This is a genomic window from Rhodococcus sp. JCM 9793, from assembly GCF_055380405.1.
The window spans coordinates 1,568,583-1,580,208 of the sequence record NZ_AP043721.1; the positions used below are offsets into that span (position 1 = coordinate 1,568,583).

An 11,626-nucleotide genomic window follows, 5' to 3' on the forward strand; every position below is an offset into this window, starting at 1 on the left:
ATCTCAGTTGACTGTGATGGCTGCGTGCAGCGGCGCCGGGTTCTGGCCATCGCCGGTCGCGTCTCGAAATGCGTCATCGAGGTCGGCGATGCCGTAGATGCGCTCGCACAGCCGCTCGAGGTCGGGGTCGGCCGCGAGCCAGTCGAAGGCTGCGGCGATCGCCCAGCTGGGGCGCGCCCAGACTCCGCGGATCGTGAGTTCCTTCTGCGCCACGAGGTCGGTGTCGACGAGTGGTTGCGATGCCCCACGCTTCATGCCGCCCCACAGCACACGGCCGCGCGGAGCAGCGAGGCGGATACTCGCCTCCACCGGCAGCGCGGCGCGAGGGGTCATGTCCATGACCACGTCGGGCCGGCCACCGAGCGCGACCACCACGGCCTGTTCGATCTCGTCGGGCACTGTCGAGGCAACCACGTGGCAGCCGAACTCGCGTGCCACATCCAGCCGGTGCTGATCCCGTTCGGTGCCGACAACCACCACTTCGGCCGCACCGAGGTGCAGTGCAGCCGCGGCGGACGCGATGCCGTGCTGGCCGGGTCCGAAGACCGCCACGCGCTCCCCGGCACGGAGCTCGCCGCTCTCGCGCATCCAGGCCAGCCCGTTCGACAGCGGGATGTACAGCGTCGCCAGTTCGTCGGACACCCGGTGGGGAACCTTGTGCAGCTGTGTGCCGGGGTGCAGGTACATGAACTGCGCGAATCCTCCCCACAGGCTCGGGGCGGTGTCGATGGAGGTGTAGCCGTATCGCACACCGGAGCGGGCACAGAGTCGCTGGTAGCCGGCTCGGCACTCGGCGCACGACATGCAGGGCACCGCTTCCTCGATCGCCACGCGATCTCCGGGTTTCACACCCCACCGCTCGGCAGCCGCGGGACCGATGTCCGAGATCCGGCCGATGACCTCATGACCGAGGATCACCGGGCCGTCGTGGTGCTTCTCTCCGAGATAGCTCGCCACGTCGCTTCCACACAATCCGCAGGCCAGGACCTCCAGCAGCCCGTCGTCATCACTCAGATTCGGTCGGGGGAACGGGCGGCGTTCGAACCGCCGCGCCGCCGTAAGCACCTGTGCGGTGATGTCAGGAGCGGGCATCGGCGTCTGCTCCTTTCGTGTCGCTGTATTCGTAGATCCCCACCTGGAGCAGCTCGGCTCGTCGCTCCTCGGGCCAGACGCACAGGCTCGCGAGCTCGATAGGGTCGAGGTAGGCGTGTCTGCCGGTTTCCCGATCCTCGACGAGGAGGCGGACTCCGCACCTCGTGTTCTCGAGTGAGATTCGGATACTGGCGAATTCGTTCCTGAAGTCGATCTGTGGCTGGTTCATCCGAGCCTCCGTGTCGGTCTCACGCAGTGTCGGTCTCACGTCGTGTCGGTTCACAGCAGGAAGGTGACGTTGCCCAGAGGTCCCTCGGCGCCGAGGAGCTGGATCTTCTTCGCGGCGATCCGCGAGTCGTCACCGATGCCGGTGATCCAGTAGGTGTAGCGGCCGGTGTACTCGGTGGTGCGCTCCGTCCGGTACTCCGCGAGCTTGAAGGGCGCTGTGACTACCTCGTCGAACGGTGTCGAGGGAGCCCACCCACCCGAGGTAGGCGCCGAGAGTTGACCCAGCAGCCGCACGGTCTGCGACGCCGGATCCTGGGAGTGCAGGTCCCCTCCGGTGAGACGGGAGACCCGCTCCTTCAGTCGCGCGAAGTCGTCGTACAGCAGGTTCATCTCGTTCATCGGTTCGGGGGCGTCCCAGCGGTAGGGAGCCCAGTACCGAGCCTCAGGAGCGAAGAGCTGGAGCCACTCGTCGTATCTGCGTTCGTCGAGCAGGAGGTTTTCACGGTGAATCAATTCGATGGTCGACATATCGGTGTCCCTCACGCCTCGACATCCATCAGTTCCGCCCAGCGCGCCCATTCGGCTCGCTGAGGCACCTCGTCGGTGATCTGCGACGACACGACCTCGCCTCGGGTCTCCTCGCGGTGCAGACCGCGTGTGAGCAGCAACCAGTCGGCATCCGCGCCGGTGCCGACCGACACCCGACGGAACATCTCGCCGTCGTCGGGGACACCGAAACCGGCAGCCGAATAGAACAATTCGTGGTTGCGCATCCGGAGCTGATTGATGCCGTCCGGTACACCGCTCACCGCGAGGGGTGTGTAGTGCACCACTGTCTCGTTCGCGGAAACAGGGCGGATCTCGCGGATGTGCAAGCCGATCAACTGCAGGTTGGGGAAGACCGTGAGGTTGAATCCAGGGCTCGTCGACGTCGCCAGAAGTTCGCCGATCTGCTCCTCGGACAGGTCTTTTCGCAGATCGTCGAGGATCGAGTCGACATCGGGGGAGGCTTTGTACCGTTCCGCGTAGTGCGAGGTCGCGGTCTTCCGTTGATCCAGGAGCGTGTGACCGCGTCCCAGGCTGAGAGCCTCCGCGGCGGCGGAGCCGTCCATGTAGGAGCCCAAACCGTCTTCGCCGGTACGTTCTCCCATCACGCGGAAGAACGAGCGGTGTGCGAAGTTCGGATGGTAGCCGTCGCAACCGTTCTCCAGTTGGTACTTCCAGTTGCCCTCGTACTTGATCTTCTGCGTTCCGTACGCGGCTTCGAGTGGGCGCCCGGCTCCCTGTGCGACGAACAGATCGATGTATTTCGTTGCCTCGCCGAGGTGTTCGACGAGCGGCTCCACATCGGCGTCGTGCGACGCGAAGACGAAGTCCTGATAGGTCTCGACGCGGGGAACTTCCTGTAGTCCGAGCTGCGATTTATCCAGATCCTTGTATGCGTCGGCATAGGTGACACCGACCAGTTCACCGTTGTTCTTGTACGTCCACCCGTGGTATTCGCAGCGGAAGAACCGTGCGTTGCCCTTCGCGGCCTGACAGACGCTGGCCGCACGGTGCCGACACCGGTTCTGCAGCACCCGGATGTTGCCGTCGGCGCCTCGCACGACGATGACTGGCCTGCCGGCCAGCTCCGTCGTCTTGTAATCGCCGGGCTCGGGGATCTCGGACGCATGGGCGATATAGAGCCACGTGCGTTCGAAGATGCGCTGCATCTCGGTGGCATAGACCTCGGGATCGTAGTAGGCCGTCTTATGGACGCGACCTCGATCCAGGTCGACAAATTCTCTGGCGGAGAACCCTGTATTACTCATGAACTCGCTCACTGGTTTTCGTTTCTCATTTCGACAGGAAGTGCGTTGGGAAACATGGAGAATCCGTATCCGCAAGCGCTTCCCCGCTGCGTGTGAGAAAGCTAACAACGGAACGTGTTCGGCCGCCAACATGTCGACGACGTGGCTCACAACGATTCGTTGTAACCCCAGGAAGGGGGTCGCTCGTCACGCTATCGGCCGCAGTTGTCATTCGTCCGGATGACACTCGGCGGGGAATATGTCGGAGATACTGACGCTTACGGGCGGTTGCACGATCCTTGGCGCAAGGTGACTGCAGGGGTATCGCACCGGTTCCCCGCGCACTCGATGTGTTGTCCGATGATCGGCACGGGCACTGTCGGCCGTTCGGGTCGTTGCAGGTTCGGTCGATGAAGGTGGTTCCGATGGAGTTTCCGATGCTGTCCAAGGGGCAGAACCTGTCGCTGGCTGCGGACGTGGAGCAGGTCGACGTGGTGCTCGGATGGACCGAATCGGAAATCGAAGTCGATGTGTCGGCATTGCTGTTGAACGTGGATGGACAGGTCCGCTCCGACGCCGACTTCGTGTTCTACAACCAGCCGGAGTCGTCGGACGGTTCAGTGAGATTCCTGGGGACGAGCGCGACCGAGGACGGCGCGCAGGCGCGGGTCGCGATTGCATTGTCCGCAGTCCCGGAGGATGTGAACGTGGTCGCTCTCGCCGGTAGTGTCGCGACCGGTAACTTCGGTGATCTCGGGAAACTTGCTCTGCGTGTCGTCGACGGATCCGGCCACACGTTGGCGGAGTACGTCACCGCCGACGCAACAACAGAGTCTGCGTTCGTCTTCGGCGAGGTCTATCGCCGAAACGATCAGTGGAAGGTTCGAGCGGTAGGTCAAGGCTGGGCGTCCGGACTGGTCGGGTTGGCCACCGATTTCGGCGTCGACATCGATGACGAACCGGAACCCGATGTCGCATCGTCAGGCGTCGAAGAGGCCGCGGCCGTTGCGCCGCCGGCAGACACGCTCGTCGTGGAACAGGGTCGGGCGACCGTGACACCGGAGAAGACGAAGACGCGGGGAGTGCGCACCGCCAAGCGCACGGTCAAGAAGTCGAAGCCGATCGAGTTCACTCTCGCTGAGAACGACGCATGGCAGCCGGCGCGGTTGTTCTCGGTCGCGGGTGTCGGCGCTGGTGAAGAGCAGGAACGACGTGCGACGTCGGCGCTGGTCGCGACCATGCAGGCGGTGCGACCGTTCGCTCGGGCGGTGTGTGCCCGGGTAGGTGCTCCGGCGGGGGCTTTCGAAGGTTATGTGGAGGTGCAGTACGAGCGGGGTGAGTCGAAGGTGATCCCCGACGCGGTGTTGAGGGTGTCTCGCGGGAGCCGGTTGTGGACGGGCCTGCTCGAGGTCAAGACGGGCAACGGCAAGCTCAAGAAGGAGCAACTCGAGAACTATCTCGATGTGGCGCGGAAGAAGAAGTACGACGTGGTGGTCAGCCTGTCGAACGACGTCCCTGCGAGCGCAGGGGAACTGCCCGTCGAGGTGGATCGTCGAAAACTCGCCAAGGTGTCGCTGCGTCACCTGTCGTGGGCCGAAGTCGCGCACGAGGCTCGGATGTTGCTCTCTCACGGCGGAATCGACAGTAATCTCGAAGCCTGGATTCTGGCCGAGTTCCTGCGTTACCTGGATCATCCCCGATCCGGTGCGGTCGAATTCGTCGATATGGGCAGGCACTGGGTCACGGTGCGCGACGCGGTGATCGCGGGTACTCTCCGCGGTGGCGATCAGAAGGCCGCTGCTGTGGCCGAAACCTGGGTTTCACTCTCACGTCATCTGGCGTTGCGGCTGACCGCCGAACTCGGTGTGAACGTCAAGCACATCTTGCCCCGCAAATTCAACGCCGACCCGGGCGCGCGTAATACGGCGGTCGCGGCGAGGCTGGCGACGGACGGGATTTTCGAGGCCGTGCTCCGAATCCCGGAGACAGCCGGCGATCTGACGGTGATTGCAGATATGCGGACCAGTAGAATCCGCTGTCGCACGACAGTGGACGCGCCGAACGAGGGAACCGCGGGCCGGCGCGTGTCGTGGTTGCTCAAGCAGCTCGACGGTGCGCCCGGCGATGTCCAGCTCGAGGCCGTCTTCTCCGAACGCGGCAACGAAGCATGCGACCATCTCGATGCGGTGCGTGCCGATCCGAAGGTGTTGACCGCAGGCCGCTCCGGTGACATCGTGTCGTTCTGCCTCGAGCAGTCCTTCGCGATGGGGAGCCGACGGTCGGGAACAGCAACGAGTTTCATCAGCAGCGTGACGTCGTCGACCGACGCGTTCTACGGCACCGTCGTTCAGAAGCTGCGCGAATTCGTGCCGGCCGCGCCGAAACAGACCGAACAACAAAGACCTGACACCACCGACGTCTCGGCCGAATAGACGGTGGGTGTTCGACCTGCTCGAGCGCCGTCAAAGTTTCCTCCCCGAACGCGGGTTTCCGGTGGTCGTGAACCGACGCAGTACTGTCGTGGATCGGCGAGGCCGTGACTGCACGTCGTTCTGCCGCAGTGGGTTGGAAAGAAGGCTGCAGATGTCGGGGTCTTTCACGCAGCTTCGGGACGATCATTCGGCGTCTCCCACTCCTTCGCGTACGCGCCGACGTACTCCTGCCCTGTGCGAGCGGCGAGTTCGAGCATCAACGCGTCCGTGGCCGCTCGTGCACCTGCCGCTCCGTCGCTGCGGTACGGCGTCAAGTCCAGTGGTTCGAGGATCTCCACCGTGACCCTGCGTCGCCACCACGGAGTGGACAGGTCAGGGCGGGTTCCTGTAATCGCCACTGGCACAATCGGAGTTCCGGTCTCGAGCGCGACACGGACGGCGCCTGTTCTCCCTCTGTAGAGGCGGCCGTCGGGTGAGCGTGTTCCCTCCGGGTGGATGCCCCATGCTCCGCCCTGTTCGACGATCCGCGTTGCGGCAGTGAGTGCGGGTGACGCATGGGAACCTCCTCGTCGATCGACGGGAATCTGACCCATGGCAGAGAAGAACCAGCGTTGGAACCCGCCGACGATGCCGCCCTTGTCGAAATATTCGCCTTTCGCCAGGAAGGTGATCTGTCGTCGTGCTGCCAGCGTCAGATAGAACGAATCGAGGACGGCGAGGTGATTCGCTGCGACGATGACCGGACCGCATCGTGGAATGTGCTCGCGTCCCGACACCTTGGGGCGGCCGATCAGATGTAGTGCCGGCCCGATCAGGGCGTGTCGACACAGCCTGTAGAAGCAGGCACTCCAGAAGCGCATAGACAGTGTCTACACGAAAATGGGAGACACTGTCTACGTGAAGATGGAAGACACGAGATCGGCGCTGGTGAGAGCGGGCATCGAACTGCTGGAGGAAACGGGCGCTGCGGACGTCGGTCTTCGAGAGATCGCTCGGAGGGCCGGGGTTTCCCACGGGGCACCGCGCCGGTGGTTCCCCACGCACAAGAGTCTCCTCGCGGCGATCGCCGAAGTCGGTGTGAAAGACCTCTCGGCGACGCTCGCCGCCGCGGTGGAACCGGAGGACGACCTCCCCGCCTTGGCCGCCGCCTACGTCGACTTCGCGCGGCGTCGACCGGCGATGTTCACGCTCATATTCCGTCACGACCTGCTCGAAGGATCCGGAGCACAGCTACGAAACGTGTCGCAACCACTGTTCACCTGGCTGATCACGATGGTGGAGCGGTCCGTAGGCTCCGACGACGCGCCGCAGCGGGCAGCGGCGTTGTGGACCGGTGTCCACGGAATCGCCGTGCTCTCGTCGACGGGGGCGCTCGGGCTTGCGGCGACGGGAGTCGACGAAGGTGATTTGATCGACCGGGTGGTGCGGAACAGTCTCCGGTGACCCGACCCCATCGAGGGCCCGGGTAGCGTTTGTCGCCATGAGCACCCTCGAGGAAGTCGGCGACCGCGAGTCGTGGCGATGCTGGCTATGTGATGAACCGGTGGACCCCGACATGTCGGTCAACGACCCTCGCGGCCCCAGCATCGACAGCATCAACACGGCCAAGAAGGGCAAGGGTAAGGGCGGCGTGGAGCGACTCGCGCACCGTGCCTGCAACACCAAGAAGGGCGCCGTCAAACCCGTCGTGCCGTGGCCCGACCGCCTGTTCGTCGTCGATCCGGCGCCGATCGTCGACACGGTCGAGCAACTGAAGCGCAAGGGCGGCCGCGCCGCGGTGGCCCGCTGCCCCGCGAAGTCCGACGCGGAGGAAGCCTCCGAATGGTTGCTCGACAGGCTGTCGCGGTTGGAGCCGGAGGTGCAGTTCACCACCCGGATCGACGCCGGGGGCGGTGGGTTTCTGCTGGTCCTGCAGGCATAGTGTCGGTCGGTCTACTGCCGCCCGGATCGCCCTTCCAACACCTCGACCACTGACTCGGCCTTCGAAATCCATTCCGCTACCACCGCTCCGGATGCACGCATCGGGAGCTGGGCAAGACGCAACGTCAGGGTGTGATTACCGTCCCGATCGCGCACGGGTAGCACGACGGAGCCGACGTTGTAGCGACCCTCGGCGTCGAGTTCTCGAGGACGATAGTCGACGGTCGATTCGACGATCGATGCCCGAATGTCACGCTCCTGCCTCGGGGTGAGACGGCTGGATTCGTATCGCCGCGTGGCTTCGCACATCGGGTCGTATGCGGCAATTCCCTCTTGGGGCAGCAGCGACAGCACGTAGCCGTGGGTGCGCAGGAACGTGATCCGCTGTCGGTAATGCTCCTTCACCGATTCGTCGACACCGCGAGCGTTGGCCAGCCACTGTTCCTGCTCGTCGCCGGAAAGATCGAAGACGATACTGTCGCCGATGGGTGGAACGATCGGAATCCGTCTGGCAAGGCCGTTCTCCCGCTCGACTCCCGGCCCGACCGCCGACAGCACAGTCGCCATCTCGTCCCTGCTGATCGCCGTGTAGAGGATGACCTCGCATCCGATGTGCTGGGCAAGTGCCTCGACGTGGGGACGTGCGATCTCCGCATCCTGGATCTCGTCGAGAATCTCGTGATCCATCCGTGCCATCAACGACGTGCTGACGAAGCTGCCGTAGCCGCCCTGGAAATAGATCAGCGGCGCAACAGGATTGGTGACGGCCATGTCGTCGACACCGCACAGGACGATCCAATGGTCCCCGGCGTCGACGGTGTTTGTGATGCGCGCGTCGATCCACGCGACGGATTGTTCGAGCACCGGATCACCGGACGGTGAGGCGAACCAGTCGATGCCGTCGAACTTGTTCTCCCAGCGTCGTGCGATCGTGGAAACCAGCTCTTCCTGTTCGCCGCCGAGGATGTTGATGCACACCGAATCGCATCGGCGGAGCTTGTCGAACGACTTGGACGTCTTCATCGGCATGAAGGAGACGAGGGGAGGCTCGAGCGACACCGAGCTGAACGTGCCGACGACGAGAGCGAGCAGCTCGCCGTCGTCCGCGCGTCCAGTGACGACCGCGACGCCGGTGGGATAGTGGCCCATCACCTCGCGGAACAGGCCCTTGTCGATGACACGGTCGATGTCACTGTCGATGTCGATCGTGGTGTCCGTGGACATGAGTGCCCTCCTTGCTCGGGGAAGATTACTTGCTGTAGCCGGCCTGGAGCTTGCGTCCGAGGGCCTCGGGGCGGAGGAACAGGATGCACAGCACGCCGCCGACGAGGAGGACGATGCCGGTGATCGTGAACGCCTGGTGCACACCGACGGCCATGTTGTCGGCCATCTCGGAAGTGAGTTCGGATCCGGAGGGCGGTGAGACATATCCGGCTCGGGTCATCAGCCATCCGACGAGGGTGGGCGAGATGATCGCTCCGACGGAGGCGACACCGCCGAGTGTGGCCATCATGATGGGCCGCTGCTTCTTGCCCACGGAGAATGCCAGCGCTGATGCGGTCATGGGGAAGGCGAGGCTGCAACCGGCCGCGATGCAGAGCAGCGCAACAGCGAAGACACCCGACGTGGTTTGGACGAGGATGAAGCACACACCGGCAACGAGTGCCGCGACACCGAAGGGGATCGCGATGGAACGGTGCGAATCGAACCCCTTCTGCATCAGCCGGTGGCCGAGGAAGCCGAGGAACAGCAGGACGACGGCTCCGAGGATCCACGGGATGGTGGTGACCGTCCCGACCTCGGGTAGGGAAAGTCCGACGACGGTTCCGAGGTATTGCGGAAGCCACGTCGTCACGAATCCCTGAACCCAGAAGTTGGAGCCGCCTCCGATGACGGCCGCGAGGAAGGTCAGGCTGGCGAATGCGCGCCAGAGGGCGACGGGCTTCTGCTTGTCGACATCCTCGATATCCGCGTCCTCGTAGGACTCCGCGGGCACGGCATCATCGCCCTGTTTTCCATGACCCGAATAGGGTCCATCGCCCGCGAGTAGCACCCACGCGATCACCCAGAGGAAACCGGCGATGCCGAGGACACCGAACGCCCAGCGCCACCCCCATTCACCGATGACCCATGCGAGCAGGGGGGCGGCGAGGACGGGGCCGAGGGTGGAGCCGGCCGCCACGAGGTTCGACGGCAGCGCACGACGCTTCGGCTCGAACCACGAGTGGACAGATGTCAGCGACATCGCGGTGGCGGGCCCTTCGGCACCGCCGAGCACGATGCGGGTGACCAGCAGGATCGCGGCACCGCCGCCGAGGAGCATGGGGAACTGCATGACCGCCCACACGACACCCATCGTGAGGATGATCCACCGCACCGAGAATCTGGCTGCGAGAAAACCGGTCACGACGGAGACCACGGCGTACAAGAAGAAGAATGCGCTGCCGATGAAACCGAACTCGACCGCGGTGATGCCCAGATCGGGAATCGCCTCGGATGCAACCAGACCGAGTACCGCCTTGTCGGCGAACGCGACGATCTGGAACAGGACGAGCAGCGCTGTGATGAGCCAGGCCTTGCGGTTCATTCTGCCGAAGTCGATCTTCGTCGACTTCTCCGGTTGGGGAGAATCGAGGATCGTGTCCGGCGCCACGGTCGAAGCCATGTGCAGCCGCCTTTCTTGTGGGCTGGGAATGGGGCGTGGTGCGTGCTGGAAGAATTCGAGGGGCAACATCGGGCCGACGGTGTGGAAAACATATTTGGCGTTTCCTTGCTCGGGTAGGAGAGAAACCTTTACTGTCGCCGCTCGCGCTGACTGGGCAGAATGGGGAGGTCAGCGAATGTAGGAGGAAGATGTGAACGCGCCCGCGGTCGATATCTCGGTTTCGGATCAAGTGCGGTCGGTCCGGGCACGTTCCACGACGGTGACGGAGCTGGTCACCCGGGTCAGAACAGCGATCGAGGCCAGGGAACCGGAGCTCGAGGCATGGGTGCAGCTGTCGTCATCGGCCTCCGCGGAGGCCGCCGGCATCGACAACGACCAGCGAGATCTCCCCTTGAGCGGAATCTCTGTCGGAGTGAAAGACCTCATCGATGTCGAGGGCATGCCCACACGTGCGGGCTCATCCGTCACACCTTCCACTGCAGCCACTTCCGACGCGCCCTGCGTTGCCCGACTGCGTGCGCTCGGCGCTGTCGTCCAGGGTAAGACCGTGACCACGGAGTTCGGCTACTTCCGCCCCGGCCCCACCCGTAACCCGCGCGCGTTCGACCACACCCCCGGCGGGTCGTCGAGCGGTTCCGCCGCAGCAGTCGGTGCGGGCACGGTGCCGTTGGCGCTGGGGACCCAGACCGCCGGGTCACTGACTCGTCCGGCATCGTATTGCGGCGCGGCAGGAATGGTCCTCGCGCACGGCAGTACCGACACGTCAGGGATCGTCGGTCTCAGCGAATCCCTCGATTCTCTGGGGTTTCTGACCCGCACTGTCGCCGACCTCCGCTACGTGCACGACGCGTTCGTCGGCGCGCAGCCGGGCAGGCCGTCCGGCACGGCGGCGAGGGTGTTCGTCTGGGGCGGTAGCCACCTCGACGACCTGGACCCGGCGATGATCGCGCTGCTGGGTCGGGTGCCTGCACTCCTGCACGATCTGGGGCTGCAGGCGGAGCCCCTCGACTGGGACGACCACGTGAAGACGCTCGCCGACGATCACCTCACGGTGATGGGTTACGAGGCCGCACGTGCGCGCGCCCGTGAGTTCGACGAGCATCGCGACGAACTGAGCCCCCAGATCCGGGATCTGCTGCAGCAGGGCCGTGAGATCTCCGATTCCGCATATTCCGCCGCTTCGATCCGAGGCGACCGGTCGCGCGAACTCCTACGCGAGATCCTCGACGGATCGTCGGTGATCGTCGGTCCTGCTGCGACCGGTCCGGCACCGAAGGGTCTGGCGGCCACCGGTTCACCGATCCTCAGTCGCCCGTGGCAGTTGCTCGGTGCGCCGGTGGTGGTGGTGCCGGGGGCGCGCACCACGTCGGGGCTCCCGTTGGGTCTGCAGATCATCGGATTGCCCGGCGGCGAGGAATATCTGTTCGACGTGGGCGAGAAGCTCGAGGCCGTCCTTCGGGAGCTGCCTGCAGTGGCCGGCTGACAATGGCTGCACC

At 64.5% G+C, this 11,626-nt stretch carries 11 protein-coding genes; 4 read left to right on the forward strand and 7 right to left on the reverse strand.

The annotated features are described in order from the left end of the window. Positions 1–3 precede the first annotated feature (3 nt). From ACZ46K_RS09580 to ACZ46K_RS09595, 4 genes are read right to left on the reverse strand one after another with little or no spacing between them, the layout of a single operon-like run. Positions 4–1,092 carry a zinc-dependent alcohol dehydrogenase gene (locus tag ACZ46K_RS09580; protein WP_464747871.1) on the reverse strand — a complete coding sequence of 363 codons (1,089 nt, stop codon included), beginning with the start codon at positions 1,090–1,092 and terminating at the stop codon, positions 4–6. After that, positions 1,079–1,321 carry a hypothetical protein gene (locus tag ACZ46K_RS09585; protein WP_054805561.1) on the reverse strand — a complete coding sequence of 81 codons (243 nt, stop codon included), beginning with the start codon at positions 1,319–1,321 and terminating at the stop codon, positions 1,079–1,081. The genes ACZ46K_RS09580 and ACZ46K_RS09585 overlap by 14 nt, the downstream gene beginning before the upstream one ends. Positions 1,322–1,371: 50 nt before the next feature. After that, a complete protein-coding gene (locus ACZ46K_RS09590; protein WP_464747873.1) occupies positions 1,372–1,863 on the reverse strand; it encodes an aromatic-ring-hydroxylating dioxygenase subunit beta in 492 nt (163 codons plus the stop codon). Beyond that, entirely contained in the window at positions 1,860–3,134 is a 1,275-nt protein-coding gene (locus tag ACZ46K_RS09595; protein WP_464747875.1) for an aromatic ring-hydroxylating oxygenase subunit alpha, read from the reverse strand. The genes ACZ46K_RS09590 and ACZ46K_RS09595 overlap by 4 nt, the downstream gene beginning before the upstream one ends. 404 nt (positions 3,135–3,538) lie before the next feature. Here ACZ46K_RS09595 and ACZ46K_RS09600 point away from each other — a divergent pair, with 404 nt between their 5' ends. Then, entirely contained in the window at positions 3,539–5,545 is a 2,007-nt protein-coding gene (locus ACZ46K_RS09600) for a TerD family protein (protein WP_054805562.1), read from the forward strand. A gap of 164 nt (positions 5,546–5,709) precedes the next feature. On the opposite strand, the gene ACZ46K_RS09605 is transcribed toward ACZ46K_RS09600, so the two are convergent. After that, positions 5,710–6,405 (reverse strand): lysophospholipid acyltransferase family protein, encoded by a 696-nt coding sequence (locus ACZ46K_RS09605; protein ID WP_054810322.1) that lies wholly within the window; start codon positions 6,403–6,405, stop codon positions 5,710–5,712. Between the two features lie 43 nt (positions 6,406–6,448). On the opposite strand from ACZ46K_RS09605, the gene ACZ46K_RS09610 reads away from it, so the two are divergent. Continuing rightward, on the forward strand, positions 6,449–6,988 hold the full coding sequence (locus ACZ46K_RS09610) for a TetR/AcrR family transcriptional regulator (RefSeq protein ID WP_464749278.1): 540 nt from the start codon (positions 6,449–6,451) through the stop codon (positions 6,986–6,988). Positions 6,989–7,025: 37 nt separating this feature from the next. Continuing rightward, a complete protein-coding gene (locus ACZ46K_RS09615; protein ID WP_054805550.1) occupies positions 7,026–7,466 on the forward strand; it encodes a hypothetical protein in 441 nt (146 codons plus the stop codon). An 11-nt stretch (positions 7,467–7,477) separates the two neighbouring features. Here ACZ46K_RS09615 and ACZ46K_RS09620 read toward each other — a convergent pair whose 3' ends face one another. Continuing rightward, entirely contained in the window at positions 7,478–8,689 is a 1,212-nt protein-coding gene (locus ACZ46K_RS09620) for a flavin reductase family protein (protein ID WP_054805551.1), read from the reverse strand. A 25-nt stretch (positions 8,690–8,714) separates the two neighbouring features. Then, positions 8,715–10,130 carry an MFS transporter gene (locus ACZ46K_RS09625; RefSeq protein ID WP_464747878.1) on the reverse strand — a complete coding sequence of 472 codons (1,416 nt, stop codon included), beginning with the start codon at positions 10,128–10,130 and terminating at the stop codon, positions 8,715–8,717. Between the two features lie 190 nt (positions 10,131–10,320). Between ACZ46K_RS09625 and ACZ46K_RS09630 the strand changes: the two genes are divergently transcribed. Next, positions 10,321–11,613, forward strand: coding sequence for an amidase (locus tag ACZ46K_RS09630; RefSeq protein WP_464747880.1), 1,293 nt, complete (start codon positions 10,321–10,323; stop codon positions 11,611–11,613). Positions 11,614–11,626 lie beyond the last annotated feature (13 nt).